Source organism: Beijerinckia sp. L45 (assembly GCF_009765775.1).
Taxonomy (GTDB): Bacteria; Pseudomonadota; Alphaproteobacteria; order Rhizobiales; family Beijerinckiaceae; genus RH-AL1.
Genome location: NZ_LMUU01000168.1, coordinates 1 through 17,649, shown reverse-complemented (window position 1 = coordinate 17,649; position 17,649 = coordinate 1). Strand labels below are relative to the sequence as shown.

The window sequence follows — 17,649 nt, the reverse complement described above, 5'->3', positions numbered from 1 at the left end:
CCGTGACGATCAGCGGCTTGCCGTCGGCGCCGAGCAGCGCGAACAGTTCGAGGCCGGGCTGCACGGCGGGCGCGCCGGGAAACAGATCGTTCAGATCTTCCGAGCGGATCGGCTTGACGTAGGCGACAAGACCCTCGCCCAGCGCCGCGAGCTGCTCATCGGTCAAGACGGAGACCGGGCTGCTTGAATTGGCTTCATACAACATCGTCATTCTCCTTGGCATGCGGTCGACGGGCGACCCGCAGGTGTGCTGACATTAGTCCCGCACGGTGATGTCGATCACCTTGCCGCGCCTTTGCGGCTCCGGCCGGTGCAGATCGACGGAAAGAAGGCCATTCACGAGATCGGCGCCGCTGACTTGCATGCCGTCGGCGAGCAGGAACACGCGCTGAAACTGCCGGGCGGCGATGCCGCGATGCAGGTAGGCCCGCGTCTTGTCGTCGGTCTGCTTGCCCCGGATCACCAGCTGCCCGTCCTCGACCACGATCTCCAATTGATCGCGGGTGAAGCCGGCAACGGCCAAGGTGATCCGCAGCGTCTCCGCTTGGGTATCGCTCTGGCCGATCCGCTCTATGTTGTAGGGCGGATACCCGTCGGAGGTCGATCGCGTGACGCGCTCCAGCGCACGCTCGATCTCGTCGAAGCCCAGAAGAAACGGCGAATTCAAAGTCGGGATACGGGACATCGTCGAAGCCTTTGTGGCCTTCGTCTCTTGCGGAGCCCTCGGAAGAGGCACTCCCTTTACGCTGCGCCGCAGATCTTAAGAACCCGTGGCGCAGAGCTTGATATGGCGCGCGGATTGTGCCGTTCAAGACACCGCCATGACGGACGTTGAAGAGATTTGCCGCGTGTGCATCAGGCCGGCGGCAGCGCCTGCACCGCTGCCGCGATCGTCTTCGGCCACGGCGTCGTGGCGCGGCCGATCAGACGGCTCAATTGATGCCCGTCGTCATCCAGCGCCCCCTTGGAGGCCGCGACATCGGAATCCGCCAGCAAGCCGGCAAGCGGCTCGGGCAGGCCGAAGCCGCGCAGTGCCGCCTTGAACGCGGCTTCCGGCATGTCGTTGTAGGTGACCGTCTTGCCCGCCTGCCGCCCGATCTCGGCTGCGAAATCGGGCAACGTGTAGGCGTCGTCGCCGGCCAACTCGTAGATCTCGCCGGCCTGCGCCGTGCCGGACAGCAGCACCGCAACGGCGGCCTCGGCATAATCCACTCGCGCCGCGGAGGCGATGCGGCCATTCCCGGCGCTGCCGAGGGTGGCGCCATGGGCGACGGCGGCCGGCACCGAGGCCGTATAATTCTCGGTGTACCAGCCGTTGCGCAGCAGCACGAACGGGAGGCCCGAGGCCTTGATTGCGGCCTCGGTCTGGCGATGCTCTTCGGCGAGGCCGAGCGGCGAGATGTCGGCGCGCAGTACGCTGGTGTAGGCGAGCAGTGTGACACCCGCGCGCGCGGCGGCATCGATGGCGTTCTGGTGCTGCGCCGCCCGCGCGCCGAGGGCGTTGGACGAGATCAGCAGCACTTTTTCGACGCCGGCAAAGGCGGCATCAAGCGTCGCCGGCTGGTCGTAGTCGGCAACGCGGAGGGTGACGCCAAGCGCGGCGAGATCCTCCGCCGCCGTGGGGTCGCGGACGAGAGCGACGATCTGGGATGGCGCGACGCGCTGCGCCAAGGCGGTGACGACGAGACGGCCGAGTTGGCCGCTGGCGCCGGTGACGGCGTAGAGGGGATTGGACATGAAACCTCCATGAGGCCTGGATTTGAGGCCAGGTCTCACATAGAGACCAATGGAGCAGCGTGGAAGGAGGCAGGTTTGGCTGCCCTGGTTACGCCGGAGGAACCGTCATGACATCCACCGAAGGCGTGGGCGCCCTGTTCGACCGTTGGCAGCAGCGGCGGCTCGAGCCGTCGCAATGCCCGGTGCGCGACGTGCTCGACAGGCTCGGCGACAAATGGACCTCGCTGATCGTCGTCGCGCTGGCGGCACGCGACCATCGGTTCGCCGCCCTGCACCGCGCCATTCCCGACATTTCCAAGCGCATGCTGACGCAGACGCTGCGCGACCTCGAGCGCGACGGGCTGGTCAGCCGCCATGTCTTCCCGACCACGCCGCCGAGCGTCGAATATCGCCTGACGCCGCTCGGTCACTCCATGCTCGACCCGCTCGGGGCCCTCGTCGCCTGGGCGGAGAGCCGGCATTCCGAGATCCGCACGGCGCGTGCGGTGTTCGATCAGCGCGCCGCCTAGCGCGATCTGGACAATCCCGCCTCCCGTGTGCACGACTTCAAACAATGGATGACCTCGACCTTCGCGATCTCGCCGCCCTGATGAGCGTGGCGCGGCACCGCAGCTTTCGCCGCGCTGCGCGCGAACTTGGCGTCTCGGTATCGGGCGTCAGCCAGCGGCTGCGCGATCTCGAGACAAGCCTCGGTGTCCGGCTGCTTAACCGCACCACCCGCAGCGTCGCGCCGACCGAAGCCGGCGCCCGCTTTCTCGCGCAGCTCGGGCCGGCGCTGCAGGGCGTGGCGGATGCGGTGACCGATCTGCGTCGCGCCAGCGCCGTGCCCTCGGGCCGGCTGCGCATCAACGCGCCGGCGCCCGCCGTGCACCTGACGCTGGCGCCGATGCTGGCGGCGTTTTGCGCCCGCTATCCCGCGATCGAACTCGACATCGTGGCGGAGACGAGCCTGATCGACATCGTCGGGGCCGAATATGATGCCGGCGTGCGCTGGGGCGAGGATCTGGCGCAGGACATGATCGCGGTGCCGCTCGGCGGGATGGAGCGCTACGTCGTCGCCGGGTCGCCGGCCTATTTCGCCAAAAACCCGAAGCCTGCCGTGCCCGGCGACCTGCTGCAGCACACGTGCCTGTCGATCCGCTTCCCCAATCGCTCGGTGCAGGCGTGGGCGTTCGAGAAGGACGGCCACAGCGTGCAGGTCACCCCGCCCTGCCCTTTGACCTCAAACGATCCCGCCGCGCTGTTGCGCGCCGCGCGGGACGGCCTCGGGCTTATCATCACCTTCGAGGGCTACGTGGCGGAGGCTATCGCGGCGGGCACGCTGGTGCCGGTGCTGGCGGACTGGTGCCAGCCGTTCCCGGGGCCGTTCTTGTATTACCCGAGCCGGCGGCAGCCGCCGGCGGCGCTGGCGGCGTTTGTTGGGTTTGTGGGGGAGTGGCGGAAGAGAAACCGGTAAGCGGCGTCGCTTGCGAAACCGAGAAATACGGGTCCATCTAAAAGCGATATGTCATACTGCTTTAGTCGCCGAATGAAGATCGTGCTGCTCAAGATCGTATTCCAACAGGACCATGGCCGCTGTAAACCTTGCGCCTGCGTCGCAGGACGCTTTGTCTCGAAGAACGGGCAAAGCGATCCCCGGTTTGGTGTCGATCAGCTGCGATGCTGCAATGACTTAGACGCCTTTGTCATCATCCTTTAAAAGCGGAATAAGAGCCGCTCGACCTTCTGATGTAAAACTGTCGAGTTCCTGAACGGTCGCTTCGAACGTACTACGTGCCTTATCTTTATCATCCCCGAGATAGAGTTCATTACAAAGGCGCCATCGCATTGCAGCAGCCCTGAAGCGAACAACTAGAGCGCAGATTTTCCGATCGTCAAGCTCTGGCGCCATTTTGTACTACTCCCTATTTCAGATAGCCCAGCGCGCGCAAAGCCTTAAGTCCAGCAGAACATTGTTAGTTGTACGGCCTATTGCTAAGCCGGCTTCAGAGAGAACCAAAACCACTGATTCGACTGCGTTGATACTCTGCGGTTATTTTCTATTGAATAATTCCGGCATGCGAATCATAGTTTTAGTTGATTTTAAAATATCTGCGGGATGCTAGCACCTGTTTGAGGCCACCTCACCAGCTGCCCCACAAGCCGAAACGCAGCCTTCAATGCCCGCCGCAGCTGATCCGTTTCCAGGTGTCAGGCAAGAAAACCTTATGAAGGGCTTCAGAGCCTTGGCCATTGGTTGCGTAGTAGAAGTTCACAGGTAGATCAGGCGTGATCATGTATGCCGTCGAGCCCTCCCCGGCGGTGAAGTCGGCTTGTTTGCGCATCACCACGGAGTCTATCGTCTCGCCCTTGGGAAGAACCTGGAGCAATAAAGATTCTCTGGAGAACCCGTTGCTGAAAGTGGTCGTGAATTTGAAGACGTAGTGTGGCTTGACGGTCTCGATGACGCCGCGCTCACCGCCTTCTAATTCATTGGTGCCCAGGAAGCGGAGCACGGTGCTGTCGCCGACACCTCGATAGACCGGCTGCTTACATTCATCAGCATGCGCGGGCACGATCGCCATCATCATCATCGCCAGACATTTCAAAAACCGCCACATGAACGCCCCCTCACCCACGCTGATAATTTACCGGCACATCATACTCATACGCCGGCACGCCCTCCAGCGCCGCGCGCCTGACCCCGTCCGGATCGCTTGCCACCCTGCTCTCGCGCGACAGCAGCATCGTGCTCCGCGCCCCATCATACCGCGGCCAGGCCGGCAGCGTCGCATTCGCCGGGCTGCCGGTATGCGCGAAGGCGGACCAGGTGGCGATCATCGTCTGTGTGAGCGGGGCGATGTCCGGGCCGGTGCCGACCAGCGCCTGCGCGGCGGCGGCGGTGCCGAACACGAACGGGACTTCCGACGTGTGCGGGGATTGCAGCACGCCGCCGCGCACCGGCGTCCGCCAGTCGAACACGTAGGCGTAGACCGGCGCCTGCGCCGTGGCGGCCTGCAGCGCGGCCTCCTGCGTCGTGTTGCGGCGATAGGTGTAGTCCGTCGTGACGGCGGCGAGGATCGTGCTCGGCATCGCCGCGGGCATGGCGGTGCGATAGGCGTCGACGATCCGTGCCGTGGCCGCGGCGTCGATGCGCAGGAAGCGCGTGAGCCGGCGCTGCACCTCGGCAAGGTCCAGCGAAAAGTTCGCCATGTCGACGGCCATGTAAAGCGTGGTCTCGGTGGCGGCGTTGCCGATCAGCACGGGAATGGTCGCGGCCTCGGCGGGCGCCGCGGGATCGAATGGGTTGGCTGCAAGCGTGATCCCATCGCGCACGGGACGAAACACCGGCGGCAGGCCCTTTGTCGCTGCGATCAGCTTGTCCATCGGCACCGCCTGCAGCGCTGCGCCCGTCGGCCGCTCGATCCCCAACGTCTTGGCGAGGCCGTGGGCCAAAGCCGCGGCCTCGTCCTGCGAGGTGAGGCGCAGGCTGCCAGAACAGCTTTGCGCGATCGCCTTGTGGAACAGGCCGCGCGCGGCGGGACAGGCGAGCAGCGCGCTTACCTTGGCGGCGCCGCCGGATTGCCCGAAGATCGTGACGTTGCTCGCGTCGCCGCCGAACGCCGCGATATTCGCGCGCACCCAGCGCAGCGCCGCCACCATGTCCAGCACGCCGACATTGCCGGACTGGGCGAAGCGTGCGTCGCTGTCGTCCAGCTTGAGCGCGCCGAACAGGTTGAGGCGATGATTGAGCGTCACGACCACGACATCGCCGTCGCGGGCGAGCCCGGTGCCGTCGAAGCCCGGCGCGGTGCCGGCGCAGCTCGCTTAAGCGCCCCCGTGCAGCCACACCATCACCGGCTGCTTGCCCGCCGTGTCCGGCGTCCAGACGTTGAGGAATAGGCAATCTTCGGACAGCGGCTGCAGCGCGCCATACCAGGCGCCGAGCGGATCGCCGGACGCCGGCAGCTGCGGGGCGGACGCGCCGAACGATGCGGCCTCGCGGACGCCCGCCCAGGCCTCCGCCGCCACCGGCGGGCAGAAGCGGTTCGCGCCCGCCGTCGTGGCGGCATAGGGCACGCCCTTAAAACTGCTGACGCCGTCGGCCCGTACACCGCGCAGGGTGCCGCTTGCGGTCTCGACGGTGTTTGCTGCGAGGTTCTGGGCGCGCACGCCGCTCGCCGCAACGAGAGTGGCAGCGCCGAGCACGGCCGTCCGTCGGCTGATGAGAAGGGCCATGCTGTTCACTCCCGCAGGTTGTTTGTTGGGCCGCACCTGCGGGACGGGTGCCGCGGTGTCAACCGGCGCCGATCGTTCTCACGACCGGCGCGTCCGCATCCCCAATCCCGCGCTGAACCATCACCGTGTCCGCCCACGCGCCAAACCGCAACGCCACGGCCGGCAGGTACCCCACCTGGCGAAAGCCGCAGCTTTCGTGCAGCTTCAGCGACGTCGCATTGGTGCTGTCGATGTAGCCGATCATCTGGCGGAAGCCTGCCGCGGCGCAGGCGTCGATCAAGGCGGGCAGCAGCGCGCGGCCGACGCCGATGTGCAGGCGGTCGGGATGCACGTAGATCGAATGTTTGACGGTAAACCGATACGCCGGGCGCTTGCGGAACGGCACGGCGTAGGCGTAGCCCGCCACAAGCCCGTCGATTTCGGCGACGACATGCGGCAGCTTGTGCTTCTTCATGCTTTTGCGCCGCGCCTTGAGGTCGTCTTCCTCGAACGGCGTGGGCTGGTAGGCGCCGAGGTCGCCGACGCCGTGGCAGATGTGGTGGCGGTAGATTTCCAGCATCGCGGTGACGTCGGCATCAAGCGAGGCGCGGACGAGGATCGGTGTATCGTGGGTCATGCTCAAGTGTTCCGTCATGCCCGGCCTCGTGCCGGGCATCCACGCCGGGCCGCTGCGGGTCTTTTTAAGATGATAACCGCCATGTCACGGCGTGGATGGCCGGGACAAGCCCGGCCATGACGGAAAGTAAGACGCGCTATTCCTGCGCCACATAAGTGTAGAACCGGATCGATCCGTCAGGCTCGACTTCGCGATACAGCCCCTGCACCTCGGCCTCGAAGCCGGGGAACTTGTTGGCGCTGCGCTCGAACATTTTCAGATATTGCAGCATCGGCTGCGCCCGTGGCCCCAGCCGCTCGCCAGGCACGATGGTGGCGATGCCCGGGGGATACACAACCCACAGCGTGGTGGCGACGCGCCCGGCGACCTCGTCGAGCGGCAGATAATCCACCGTGTTGCGCACGAGGTGGCGCGCGGCTTCATAAGGCTTCATCGCCATGTCGGGCAGGTGCTCCGGCGCGAACTGCTGGCGCTGCAGCGTGCTGACGCCAGCCTCGCGGTAGAAGGCGTGCATGCTGGCGCAGAGATCACGCAGCCGCATGCCGGCATAGCGTCGCGGTCGCTTCGCCACGAACTCCGGCATCACCTCGTCGAGCGGGGCGTTCTCGTCGTGCAGCCGCTTGAAGGCGGCGAGCGCGCTGAGCAACGTGCCGGCCTTGCTCGACTCGACGCCCGGCGTCGCAGGAAGAGCAGCGAGTTGAGGTCGTTCTTTTCCGGCACGACGCGGTTTTCGCGCAGGTATTGCGCCACCACGGGCGCAGGGATGCCGTGCTCGGCATAAGTGCCGTCGCGCGAAAAACCCGGAGTGAGCAGCGTCAGCTTGTTGGGGTCGGTCATCGCGAAGCCCGCGGTGACATGGGTGAAGCCGTGCCACGATGCGCCCGGCGCCAGCGCCCAGTAGCGCGGATCGCTGGCGAGATCGTCCGTCGGCAGGCTCTCCCACGGCACCTCGCGGGAAATATTGTTGGGGCTGGAGACGGTGACGACGTCCGGCACGAAGGGCTCGAAGAACCAGCGCCGCGCGGGATCGCTCTCCTTCATCTCGTATTCGTGGCGGATGGCGCGAAGTTTCTTGCGGACCTCGATGCCGAGGCGGATCGTGTCGTCCCACAAAATCATGCCGGAGCGGCCCTTCATCATCTGCGCGCCGACGTCGAGCGAGGCGAAGATGGGGTAGAAGGGCGAGGTCGAGGCGTGTTGCATAAAGCTTTCGTTGAAGCGGCGGTGTTCGACGCGGCGACGCTGCTCCTTGATGTGGCGGTCGCGGACGTGGATCTGCGAGGCCTGGGAAAAGCTCGCGAGCTGCTTGTGCGTCGACTGCGTCGCGATGATGCCCGGCGCGTCGGTGTGCAGATTCTTGAGGCCCATGGCAAAGCGCCCGGCGTAGAGCGGGTGGAACTTCATGAATCCCGCCCAGGCCTCGTCGAACAAAATATATTCGCAGAGGTGGCCGATGGCGGCGAAAATCATCTCGGCGTTGTGGATGGTGCCGTCGTAGGTGCACTGCTCGATCACGGCCACGCGGAACGGCCGCGGCTTCCGCCACGCCTCGGGATCGGTGACGTGGGAATTGCTGCGGATCTTTTCGCGGATCGCCGTCTCGTCCAGGGCTTCGGCGTAGATCGGGCCTATGAGCCCGTGGGCGTTGCGGTCGGTCTCGAGAAAGATCGGCGTGCCGCCGTTGATCAGCAGCGCGCCATGATGCGCCGCCTTGTGGTTGTTGCGATCGAACAGCACGAGATCACCCTCGGCGACCAGCGCGCCGAGCACGACCTTGTTGGACGACGAGGTGCCGTTGAGCACGAAATAGGTTTTTTCCGCGCCGAAGATGACGGCGGCTTCCTTCTGCGCCTTCAGAGCCGGGCCCTCGTGGGTCAGCAGGTCGCCGAGTTCGAGCACCGAATTGTCGAGATCGTCGCGGAACACCGCCTCGCCGAGATGCTCGACGAAGATGCGGCCGATCGGGCTGCGGCTGTAGAAAATGCCGCCGTTGTGGCCGGGGCAGGTCCAGAGCTGGTTACCCTCCTCGGCATAGTCCACCAGGGCGCCGAAGAACGGCGTTTTCAGCGTGCTGGCATATTGCTTGAGCCGGCTGATGAGGTTGCGGGCGATGAACTCCGGCGTCTCTTCGGCCAGAAAGATATAGCCGTCGATGAAGTCGAGCACTTCGACGGGAATATCCTCGAAGCGCTTGCGCCGCACCAATATGACGATCGGCATATCGAGACCGCGCCGGCGCATCAGGTTGATCAACGCCGCGGTTTTGCCCTCGAGCCCTCGCTTGCCCCAGTCGACGACCATGCAGCCGATGGCGGCATCGGTCTGCACCGCCATCTCGGCATCCTCGGTGCGCCTGGCCTTGACCACCTGGAAGCCGTCGTCCTCGACGGCGGCGATGATCTGCTGCAGCCGCATCCCCTCGAGGTCGTCGGCGTCAAAACCCGGCGCGCAGATCAGAAAGGTGAACCGCCTGAAGAAATCCATGATTTAGCCGCTCCGTGTTGGGCTGCTTAGTCGCGGGATTGGATGACGGTTCGATGACAGCGCCATCGTCCTGTTGACGGCCTCGCGCCTGTGGCGCATGGGGCGAGGCCTGCCATCGAGTGACTGCATGTTCGTTCAAGACGCCCTTGCCCGCTTCGCCGCGAGCCCGTTCGCCCACACGCTGCTGGCGCTGACGACGGCCTTCATCCTCGGCACGGCAATCGGCTTCGAGCGGCAATGGCGGCAGCGCAACGCTGGCCTGCGCACCAACGTGCTGGTGGCGGTGGGCGCCGCGGCATTTTCGGACCTCGGCATGCGCCTGCTCGGCGTCGAGGGCGCGACGCGGATCATCGCCTATGTCGTCTCCGGTATCGGCTTTTTGGGCGCCGGCGTGATCCTGAAGGACGGCGCCAACATCCGCGGCCTCAACACGGCGGCGACGTTGTGGTGCTCGGCGGCGGTCGGCACCTTTGCCGGCAGCGACATGCCGGCCGAGGCCACGACGCTCGCCGTCTTCGTGCTTGCCGGGAACACGCTGCTGCGGCCGCTGGTGAACTGGGTCAACCGCCGCCCGATCACGCCCGAGGTCACGGAAGCGGAATACCGCGTCCACGCGATCTGCAGCCCGGAACACGTGTCCGACGTGCGCGATCTGCTCGACGAGAAGCTGGATGCCGCCGCCCTACCCGTGCGCAGCGTGGAAACGCTGTCGGACACCGAGGATCAGGTCGAGCTTGCGGCGATTTTGGTGCCCACCAGCGCCGCGGAAAAGGAACTCGATGCCGTGGTGATGGCGCTGGAACGGTCGCCGCTGGTGCATTCCGCGACGTGGTCGGTGGAAACGACAGCCTAGCCTTCGCGCCCGTCTGAGCAAACCGGTGAAGTCGTCTAGACGCGCCGCTGAAATAGAATCGAGCAGATTGCGTAACTTTTATACAATTTCCCTATAAATTCAGGGTGTTAACCATTTCTGAAAACCACGTGCCTATGCTCCCGTTGGGGCGCTTTGACAGGGCGCATGATGGTTCGGGCGTCACGATGGTCAGGTTTATCAACGCGCGGCTTTCGATCGCGGCCCGACTCTGGCTGATGGTCATCGTCTCGACGGTCCCCGATGTCCTGCTCACCGGGCTCTACGTTCAGCAGTCGTCGCTCGACATTTCTTTCGCCCAGAAGGAGTTCGAAGGCACCGTCTACCTGTCCGGGCTCTGGGCAGCGTTCATGGGCTTCGCGCAACACGGGTCGACGGCGGGGTCATCCGCCACGCAGGCGGATTACGACGCGGAATTCAGCGCTCAGACCGCCGCGCAAGCCTATACCCAAGCCACCGGTCTGAGCGACAAACTCGACGCGGGCAAGGCGCTTATCGGCGCGGTGGCCGACGGCTCCAACCTGACGCTCGATCCCGATCTCGACAGTTTTTATGCGATGGATGCGGCTACGGTCCGCCTGCCCGGAATCGTGACCGCGGCCGTCGCGCTCGGCAACGCGGCGGCGGAGCCGGCCAGCGCGGCATCGCGTGTCGTCCACATCGCGTTTGCAGTCAATCGCCTCGAAATCAGCGCCGGCGACGCCGATGCCTCGCTCAATGCCGCGATGAAGAACAATGCGGCTGGCCTCACCGGGCAGGCGCTGTCGCGGCTCACGACGGACCTGAAGGTCGCCGCGGGAAAACTCTCCGCGCAGGGTCGCGCGCTTCTCGACGGCGGCAACGCCGATGACCTCGGCATCGCGCAGGCCGCGCTGTTGAAACAGGTCGACGCGACCTGGGCAGCGACGAACACCGAGCTCGCCCGCCTGCTGCAAGTCCGCATGCACGGGTTCTATCGCAAACTGGTGATCAGCCTGATCGTCGCGGGCGTGTCGCTGCTGATCGCCGCCTGGCTGTCCCGCACCATCTCCCTCGGCCTGTCGAAGCGGGTGTCGCGCCTCGTGGCCGTCATGGATCGGCTGATCGTCGACGACGTGCCGGCGGAAATCCCCTACCTGTCGGATCGCAACGAGACCGGGCGGATCGCCAAGACGCTGGCCGCCTTCCGCGACAGCGTCATCGAACGCAAGAAACTGAAGACCGAGAAGGCGCTGGCGACCGAACAGGCGCTGGTCGTCAGCGCCGTCGCCAAGGCGCTCGAGCGACTTGCGCATGGCGATCTGACCTCGACGGTGAGCCAGCAGTTTCCGCCGGAATTCGAAAAAATCCGCGTCGATCTCAACGCGACGGCGATGACTTTGCGCAACAGCATGGTGACGATCGCCAACAGCACCCAGGCGATCCGCTCCGGCACGACGGAGATCGCAGCGGCGACGGCCGATCTCGCGCGACGCACCGAGCGCCAAGCCTCGACGTTGGAAGAATCCGCGGCGGCGCTGAACCAGGTGACGGCGACGATCAAGCGCTCGGCCGAAGACGCCAGCCTCATCCGCAACACCGTATCGGCGGCCAAGGCCGGCGCCGAACTCAGCGAGGGCGTGGTGCGCGACGCCATCGTGGCGATGACCGCAATCGAACACTCGTCCAAGGAGATCGGCGAAATCATCGCGGTGATGGACGAGATCGCCTCGCAGACCAACCTTCTCGCGCTCAACGCCGGCATCGAGGCCGCGCGCGCCGGCCACTCCGGCCGCGGCTTCGCCGTCGTCGCGGCCGAGGTGCGAAGCCTGGCGAAGCGCTCGGCGCAAGCGGCCAAGCAGATCCGGGCGCTGATCTCGGCCTCGACGAAGCAGGTCAGCCACGGCGCGGCGCTCGTCATGGAGACCGGCGCGGCGCTGGAGCGCATCGTCGGGCAGGTCGGGGCGATGAACGATGCGATGACCGGCATCGCCGCCAGCGCATCCGCCCAGGCCGAGCGCCTGCAGGACATCAATGCCGCCATCGGCCAGATGGACAGGGCCACGCAGCAAAATACCGAAATGGTCGAGGAGACGACGGCCGCGGCGCATTCGCTGAGCAGCGAAACGGAACAGCTCGCGACGCTGGTGGGGAGCTTTAAGATTGGGGTTGGGGACGTCCGCGGGGTGGCTGTGCCGGCTGGAGACGTGGCTTACAAGCCGAGGCTCGTGGCCTAGCAGGCTTGCGTGCTGATGCGCCGCCGCTGGCGTTCCGCGGCGGTATTGGGGGAGGCGACGGCCTGAAGGCGGCGCGTGCCGTCGGCTTGCGCGTTACAGATCCGAGCTCCCAGCGGGCGCGGAAAAATGCTTTTCCACCTTCTCAGCGTAGGCCCGACCCGCCTCGTTCAAGCGCCATTTCCCGAACGGCGGCGGCGGCGGGGCGTATTTCAGGTCCTTCAGGCTCTTATAGGCGGCGCGGACGAGGATGTGCCACACCTTCTCGCCCGCCTCGTTCTCCCGGCGCAACTGGTCGCGCGTAAGGTCGAAGTCGTCGGCCAGGCGGTCGTAGCCGTCCCGCGGCGACAAGGGCCGCGGCGCGTGGAGCAGCGCCACCGCGAGGCGCTCCTGCACCGCGCTTAGATCAGGAAAATCAGCCGCCAGCATCATCTTCACCCACAATTACCGAGGTCTGCACGTTTATCACGTCGGTGTGCCCCGCACGCTATGGGATCGAGGATCTGCGTCACTAATGGGTGCCGAAACAAGACCATTTGCGCATGGTCGTTTCGAGGGCGGCGAGGGCAAGTTGTCCTAACAGTCACCCGCTAAAGCCTTTTGTCCGGCTTCGCTCAGATACCAACCATCCTCATGGAGCCATAACGTACACTGTGCTGTGAAGTCCGCGCCGGTCGTATCGTGTTCCTGAAGATATTCGAGGATCGGAACTACGATCTCGGGATGTTCCGTGACCAGATATTGCGCCGCCGATACTTGGACGTAGGGCTCCTTGTCATGGAGGAGCGGGAGGAGCACGTCGCGTCCTCTGACATGACCAGCAATAATTTCGCGAATCAGTGCGTTGCAGGCGTCAGCGCCGGCCTTCTCGATCGCTTTGACAGCAAGATACTGACCACGATGGAACAGTATTGCTGCCTTTTTGAATTGATCGAGCCACTGTTCAAGCGTCGCGTCGTCCCATTCCGTTTTCATGTCACCTCTTATGGCTTCAATCCATGGCGATTGAGCGTTTTTACACCGCGCTTATGCTGCTCACGGAATGATTTGTTGCGGAGATAGAACCGAAGAACCGGCCCATTCGGCCCGATCTTGCTTGAATACTCTCGGCTGATCTCGCGGTGGATGGACGTCGGGATGCGCACAATATTATCCGTCGAATGTATTTGCTCCGGCGTGAACTGCGCAGCGTTGGCCTTGTTTTGCTCGACGATATGATGATATTCGTACCCGTCGCCAGCTCGTCCGAAACGCTTCACCAAATGTTCTTTTGTGAACCTTTCATATGACGCGAACTGCTCGTTCGTCTCGCTCACACGAACCGATGTCAGCGTTGGCGCGGACTCCACAAATTCAGCGGCGGTTTCGCCTTCGCTGACGGCTTGCTGGACGGCTTCGACGACATCGGCGACGTCTTTGACAAGCATCGCATCACCAATGACGTCGAGGCCAGGAATAAAATTAGATCCTAACTCTGCCAGGAAACGGCCAAGGCGGCTCGGCGCGAAAAACTTCTCAAAAATCACTTGGGCCACGCGCCGCGCTACGCTTCCAAGCGCCCGTCGCACCGCTGGGTTTCTGGTCGCCGTACTCTTTTGCGTTTCTGCGGTAGCCTCCTCGTTCACTGCGATGCGGTTGCCGGATTCTGCTGAACGGATCGGACCGCCATCGCCGCCCGGCGGGTCATCCTTGGGCCGGAACTGGCCACCCTTGCCGCCGGGTTCACCGGCGGGATAACCTGGATGATCATCGTCATCAGCCGCCGCCTTGACCAGACGCTCGGCGGTAATCGCACGTTGCGCCTGCGCCTCTGTCAGGTCGGGCAGTCGCATGAATTGCGTGGCGAAGATCGCCCGCACCATGTCGCCGGCATCCAGGGCGCGGCCCACCGCGATGAGGCCTGGCATGAGGCGCTCGTAGGTCAAGGCGGGCCCGAAAGTGGAGCTCAAAATCTGCCCGAGCTCATTCGACGACCGTGGGGCAAACCCGCCGGCCGTTTTCGTCAGAAGGCGGATCGGACCGAGGCTCGGCCCGTGCGCATCGCAACTCACGCCGAGCGGATCGCCAGCCGGCGACAAAGCAAATTCGTTGTTGGCGCTTTTCGATGAATGCGTCACGGAATCCTCCAACCGAGATTCATAATCATAGGAACAAAGAAGGAACGAGAAGTCAAGACGACGTGTTGGTACGACAAAATACATCCGCAGGGTGCAGAGCGTGTGTATTCGGGAGGTTTCTGACGTCCGTGTCAGGTCGCTGTTGGAAGTCTGAATTCAACGCCCATTCCTCCCGCCCCACCCGTGCCGCCAAACCGCCGTCCCCCGCCCCCCTTTTCATCATCCCTGCTCATACTTCCGTCAGGGCAGTCGCTTGTCCGGCCCCCCATCCACGGGCGGGCTTGCCGCGCCGACTTTCGAGCCTGTATACGGGCGGAATGGAATGGCGGATGCGGCTCAGACCCTGTGACGCGCCGGCCCTGCGCCGGGGACCGACCCTTGCGCTCCGCTCCGGCTTGTGACGACAGGATAGAGCCATGCAGCATGGCGCTCACGGCGGACCACGTCTGCTCCTGCGCCGGCTCCGCGAAGTCATGGCGGAGCCGGTCAGCGCACAAACACGCCTGGACCGCATCGTCGTTCACATCGCCGCCAACATGGTCGCGGAAGTGTGTTCGGTCTACGTGCTGCGCGCCGACACCCTGCTCGAGCTCTATGCGACCGAAGGTCTGAACCGCGAGGCCGTGCATCTCACGACGATGCGCGCCGACGAAGGCCTCGTCGGCCTGATCGCGCAGACGGCAGAGTCGCTGGCGCTGGCCGACGCCCAGCAGCACCCCTCCTTCTCCTACCGGCCGGAGACGGGCGAAGAGATCTATTCCTCGTTCCTCGGCGTGCCGATCCTGCGCGGCGGCAACACGCTCGGCGTGCTGGTGGTGCAGAACAAGGCGCGCCGGCTCTATAACGACGAGGAAGTCGAGGTTCTGCAGACCACGGCGATGCTGCTCGCCGAGATGATCGCCTCCGGCGAGCTGCAGTCGCTCGCCGCCTCGGCGGACGACTTCGCCACGCGGCGGCCGCTGTCGCTGACCGGCACGCCGATCACCGACGGCATCGGGCTCGGCCACGCCGTGCTCCACGAGCCGCGCATCATCATCAAGCAGATCGTCGCCGAGGACACCAAGCTGGAGCTGGAGCGGCTCGAGGTGGCGATCCACGCGATGCGCGCCTCGATCGACAAGCTCGTGGATCAGGGCGACACCGGCCACGGCGAGACGCGCGACATTCTCGAAACCTTCCGGCTGATCGCCCACGACCAGGGCTGGCTGCGGCGGCTGCGCGAAGCCGTCAACACAGGCCTGACGGCCGAGGCCGCCGTCGAGCGCGTGCAAAACGATGCACGCGCCAAAATGCAGCGGCAGACGGACCCTTATCTGCGCGAGCGGCTGCACGACCTCGACGACCTCGCCAACCGCCTGCTGCACGAGCTCGTCGGCCAGAGTTTCGTCGGCGACCACGCCAGCCTGCCGGACAATGCGATCATCGTCGCCCGCACGATGGGCCCGGCGGCGCTGCTCGACTACGACCGCTCGAAACTGCGTGGCCTGGTGCTCGAGGACGGCGGGGCGCTGAGCCATGTCGCAATCGTCGCCCGCTCGCTCGGCATCCCCGCCGTGGGCAATGTCGGCAACATCATCAACCTTGCCGAACAAGGAGATTCGCTGATCGTCGACGGCTCGACCGGCGACGTCTATGTCCGCCCGACCCCGGACGTGGAAAATTCTTACGCCGAGAAGGCGCGGCTACGCGCCCGCCGCCAGGAGCAATATCGCAAGCTTCGCGACGTGCCGTGCCGGACGCGCGACGGGGTGATGATCGACCTCCATATGAATGCCGGCCTAGTGGTCGACCTGCAGCACATGGAGGAGACCGGCGCCGTCTCGATCGGGCTGTTTCGGACCGAAATCCAGTTCATGGTGGCGCATCGCTTTCCCCGCATGCGCGAGCAGGAGATTCTCTACCGCTCGATCCTCGAGGCGGTGCCCAACCACCCCGTGACCTTCCGCACGCTCGACATCGGCTCGGACAAGGTTTTGCCCTACATGGACAAGGTCGAGGAGGAGAACCCGGCGCTCGGCTGGCGGGCGATCCGCATCGGCCTCGACCGGCCTGCCCTGCTGCGCTCCCAGCTGCGGGCGATGCTACGCGCCGGCGGCGGGCGCGAACTGCGCATCATGTTCCCGATGGTCTCGACCATCGAGGAATTCACGGCCGCCAAGGCGGTGGTGGAGCAGGAACTCGCCTACCTCATGCGCTACGGCCACGCCCTGCCGGCCGACCTCAAGCTCGGCATCATGCTGGAGGTGCCCTCGCTGCTGTGGCAACTCGACGAGATCTGCGCCCAGGTGGACTTCGTCTCGGTCGGGTCGAACGACCTGCTGCAGTATCTCTTCGCTGCCGACCGCGACAACCTCCGCGTCGCCAGCCGCTTCGACACGCTGTCGCCGCCGGCGCTGCGGGCGCTAAAACTCATCGCGGACAAGACCAAGGCGGCGAACACGCCGCTGACGCTGTGCGGCGAGATGGGCGGCAAGCCACTCGAGGCGATCGTGCTGATCGCGCTCGGCTTCCGCGGCCTCTCCATGTCGCCGGCCTCGATCGGCCCGGTGAAGGCGGCGATCCTGGCCACCGACCTCGGCGAGATGGAGCGCTTCGTGATGGACTTGGTCGAGCGCATCGACGGCGGCCACTCGCTGCGCGAGCCAATCCGGGCGTTCGCCGAGCAGCAGGGGATCCCGCTGGGCTGAGGGGTTCAGGCTAAACACGCGCCCCAACAAGAGGCACGGCCTCGGCCCGCGCCGCCTTGATAAGTGCCGCATCGAGGGTCGCCAGTGGAAGTCTTCGTCTGCACGCCAATTCGAGATAGGCGGCGTCATAGGCCGTCAGGCGGTGATAGCGAGCCAGCCGCATCAGAACATCTTCCTCGCTGTCCATATCGATAGTGACAGGAAGTGCCTTGAGAACGCGCAACGCCTCGGTCGTCTTCTGAATGTCGATACGCCCGCGCCGCTCGTTGATGACGAACATGTTGCGAAGTTCGAACCACCACAGGCTCGGCGCAACGGCAGACGTGGTGCGGATCAGGTCGTAAGCGGCCTCGGCGACCGGATGGCGTTCGTCGGGCAAGAGCCAGCAGGCCGCGATAGACGCGTCGACGACGAAGGCCGTCAATATTTATGACCCTCGTGACGCGCAGACAGGATGTCGTCTAGCGACAGCGAAGGCATTGTTTTCCGCAGGGCGAGGACGGCCTCATGCGTTCGGTCGCGCTCGACCTGGCGGCGATCGGCGTCGGGAACCAGGCGCGCGACAGGCCTGCCGTGGCGCGTGATGATGACGGTCTCGCCACGCTCAACTGCATCGAGCAGACTCGGGAGGTGGGCTTTGGCGTCCGAGGCCCGAATCTCACGCATCGCCGCCTCATATCGACCGGTCGTTTTCGACTGGTCGATATGAGATGACGCCCTTCTCGAC

16 protein-coding genes and 2 pseudogenes are annotated in these 17,649 nt (G+C 64.9%); 5 read left to right on the top strand and 13 right to left on the bottom strand.

From position 1 onward, the window contains the following. The 3 genes from GSQ79_RS18165 to GSQ79_RS18155 form a co-directional block, all read right to left on the bottom strand. A partial coding sequence (locus GSQ79_RS18165; protein ID WP_158810084.1) for a DUF1150 family protein occupies window positions 1-205 on the bottom strand: 205 nt, incomplete at its 3' end. Between the two features lie 51 nt (window positions 206-256). Further along, window positions 257-685 carry an Hsp20 family protein gene (locus GSQ79_RS18160; protein WP_158810083.1) on the bottom strand — a complete coding sequence of 143 codons (429 nt, stop codon included), beginning with the start codon at window positions 683-685 and terminating at the stop codon, window positions 257-259. 170 nt (window positions 686-855) lie between these two features. Then, a complete protein-coding gene (locus GSQ79_RS18155; RefSeq protein WP_158810082.1) occupies window positions 856-1,737 on the bottom strand; it encodes an SDR family oxidoreductase in 882 nt (293 codons plus the stop codon). A 107-nt stretch (window positions 1,738-1,844) separates the two neighbouring features. Here GSQ79_RS18155 and GSQ79_RS18150 point away from each other — a divergent pair, with 107 nt between their 5' ends. Together GSQ79_RS18150 and GSQ79_RS18145 are read left to right on the top strand one after the other, a co-directional pair. Beyond that, on the top strand, window positions 1,845-2,246 hold the full coding sequence (locus GSQ79_RS18150; RefSeq protein ID WP_158810081.1) for a helix-turn-helix domain-containing protein: 402 nt from the start codon (window positions 1,845-1,847) through the stop codon (window positions 2,244-2,246). A 44-nt stretch (window positions 2,247-2,290) separates the two neighbouring features. Then, the gene (locus GSQ79_RS18145; RefSeq protein ID WP_158810080.1) at window positions 2,291-3,193 is read left to right on the top strand and encodes a LysR family transcriptional regulator; all 903 of its coding nucleotides are present in this window, start codon (window positions 2,291-2,293) and stop codon (window positions 3,191-3,193) included. Between the two features lie 216 nt (window positions 3,194-3,409). On the opposite strand, the gene GSQ79_RS18140 is transcribed toward GSQ79_RS18145, so the two are convergent. The 5 genes and pseudogenes from GSQ79_RS18140 to GSQ79_RS18115 form a co-directional block, all read right to left on the bottom strand. After that, window positions 3,410-3,628, bottom strand: a complete 219-nt coding sequence (locus GSQ79_RS18140; protein WP_158810079.1) for a hypothetical protein — start codon at window positions 3,626-3,628, stop codon at window positions 3,410-3,412. 265 nt (window positions 3,629-3,893) lie between these two features. Further along, on the bottom strand, window positions 3,894-4,337 hold the full coding sequence (locus tag GSQ79_RS18135; RefSeq protein WP_158810078.1) for a hypothetical protein: 444 nt from the start codon (window positions 4,335-4,337) through the stop codon (window positions 3,894-3,896). Between the two features lie 10 nt (window positions 4,338-4,347). Beyond that, window positions 4,348-5,955 (bottom strand): annotated as a pseudogene (locus GSQ79_RS18130) (carboxylesterase/lipase family protein). Window positions 5,956-6,013: 58 nt separating this feature from the next. Then, window positions 6,014-6,589 (bottom strand): GNAT family N-acetyltransferase, encoded by a 576-nt coding sequence (locus tag GSQ79_RS18120; RefSeq protein WP_158810076.1) that lies wholly within the window; start codon window positions 6,587-6,589, stop codon window positions 6,014-6,016. Between the two features lie 118 nt (window positions 6,590-6,707). After that, window positions 6,708-9,055: pseudogene (locus GSQ79_RS18115) on the bottom strand (Orn/Lys/Arg decarboxylase N-terminal domain-containing protein). A 127-nt stretch (window positions 9,056-9,182) separates the two neighbouring features. Here GSQ79_RS18115 and GSQ79_RS18110 point away from each other — a divergent pair. Beyond that, window positions 9,183-9,908 (top strand): MgtC/SapB family protein, encoded by a 726-nt coding sequence (locus GSQ79_RS18110; RefSeq protein ID WP_158810075.1) that lies wholly within the window; start codon window positions 9,183-9,185, stop codon window positions 9,906-9,908. Window positions 9,909-10,093: 185 nt separating this feature from the next. After that, entirely contained in the window at window positions 10,094-12,121 is a 2,028-nt protein-coding gene (locus tag GSQ79_RS18105) for a methyl-accepting chemotaxis protein (protein ID WP_158810074.1), read from the top strand. Window positions 12,122-12,214: 93 nt separating this feature from the next. Here the strand turns inward: GSQ79_RS18105 and GSQ79_RS18100 are convergent, their stop codons facing one another. From GSQ79_RS18100 to GSQ79_RS18090, 3 genes are all read right to left on the bottom strand, one after another. Next, complete coding sequence (locus GSQ79_RS18100; protein ID WP_158810073.1) at window positions 12,215-12,556, bottom strand: hypothetical protein; 342 nt, start codon at window positions 12,554-12,556, stop codon at window positions 12,215-12,217. A 138-nt stretch (window positions 12,557-12,694) separates the two neighbouring features. Next, window positions 12,695-13,093 carry a hypothetical protein gene (locus tag GSQ79_RS18095; RefSeq protein ID WP_158810072.1) on the bottom strand — a complete coding sequence of 133 codons (399 nt, stop codon included), beginning with the start codon at window positions 13,091-13,093 and terminating at the stop codon, window positions 12,695-12,697. An 8-nt stretch (window positions 13,094-13,101) separates the two neighbouring features. After that, complete coding sequence (locus GSQ79_RS18090) at window positions 13,102-14,235, bottom strand: hypothetical protein (RefSeq protein ID WP_158810071.1); 1,134 nt, start codon at window positions 14,233-14,235, stop codon at window positions 13,102-13,104. 416 nt (window positions 14,236-14,651) lie between these two features. Here GSQ79_RS18090 and ptsP point away from each other — a divergent pair, with 416 nt between their 5' ends. Beyond that, window positions 14,652-16,922: a phosphoenolpyruvate--protein phosphotransferase gene (gene ptsP, locus GSQ79_RS18085; RefSeq protein WP_246725418.1), complete on the top strand. Its 2,271-nt coding sequence runs from the start codon at window positions 14,652-14,654 to the stop codon at window positions 16,920-16,922. Window positions 16,923-16,932: 10 nt separating this feature from the next. Here the strand turns inward: ptsP and GSQ79_RS18080 are convergent, their stop codons facing one another. Beyond that, the gene (locus tag GSQ79_RS18080; protein WP_158810070.1) at window positions 16,933-17,346 is read right to left on the bottom strand and encodes a type II toxin-antitoxin system VapC family toxin; all 414 of its coding nucleotides are present in this window, start codon (window positions 17,344-17,346) and stop codon (window positions 16,933-16,935) included. Continuing rightward, a complete protein-coding gene (locus tag GSQ79_RS18075; protein ID WP_158810069.1) occupies window positions 17,343-17,588 on the bottom strand; it encodes a type II toxin-antitoxin system Phd/YefM family antitoxin in 246 nt (81 codons plus the stop codon). Before GSQ79_RS18075 ends, GSQ79_RS18080 begins: the two co-directional genes overlap by 4 nt. Window positions 17,589-17,649 lie beyond the last annotated feature (61 nt).

What these genes read in the sequence shown, in the direction of transcription:
- GSQ79_RS18160 (WP_158810083.1), bottom strand. Translation starts at nt 685, where the DNA reads ATGTCCCGTATCCCGACTTTGAATTCGCCGTTTCTTCTGGGCTTCGAC.
- GSQ79_RS18155 (WP_158810082.1), bottom strand. Translation starts at nt 1,737, where the DNA reads ATGTCCAATCCCCTCTACGCCGTCACCGGCGCCAGCGGCCAACTCGGC.
- GSQ79_RS18150 (WP_158810081.1), top strand. Translation starts at nt 1,845, where the DNA reads ATGACATCCACCGAAGGCGTGGGCGCCCTGTTCGACCGTTGGCAGCAG.
- GSQ79_RS18145 (WP_158810080.1), top strand. Translation starts at nt 2,291, where the DNA reads ATGGATGACCTCGACCTTCGCGATCTCGCCGCCCTGATGAGCGTGGCG.
- GSQ79_RS18140 (WP_158810079.1), bottom strand. Translation starts at nt 3,628, where the DNA reads ATGGCGCCAGAGCTTGACGATCGGAAAATCTGCGCTCTAGTTGTTCGC.
- GSQ79_RS18135 (WP_158810078.1), bottom strand. Translation starts at nt 4,337, where the DNA reads ATGTGGCGGTTTTTGAAATGTCTGGCGATGATGATGATGGCGATCGTG.
- GSQ79_RS18120 (WP_158810076.1), bottom strand. Translation starts at nt 6,589, where the DNA reads ATGACGGAACACTTGAGCATGACCCACGATACACCGATCCTCGTCCGC.
- GSQ79_RS18110 (WP_158810075.1), top strand. Translation starts at nt 9,183, where the DNA reads ATGTTCGTTCAAGACGCCCTTGCCCGCTTCGCCGCGAGCCCGTTCGCC.
- GSQ79_RS18105 (WP_158810074.1), top strand. Translation starts at nt 10,094, where the DNA reads ATGGTCAGGTTTATCAACGCGCGGCTTTCGATCGCGGCCCGACTCTGG.
- GSQ79_RS18095 (WP_158810072.1), bottom strand. Translation starts at nt 13,093, where the DNA reads ATGAAAACGGAATGGGACGACGCGACGCTTGAACAGTGGCTCGATCAA.
- ptsP (WP_246725418.1), top strand. Translation starts at nt 14,652, where the DNA reads ATGCAGCATGGCGCTCACGGCGGACCACGTCTGCTCCTGCGCCGGCTC.
- GSQ79_RS18075 (WP_158810069.1), bottom strand. Translation starts at nt 17,588, where the DNA reads ATGCGTGAGATTCGGGCCTCGGACGCCAAAGCCCACCTCCCGAGTCTG.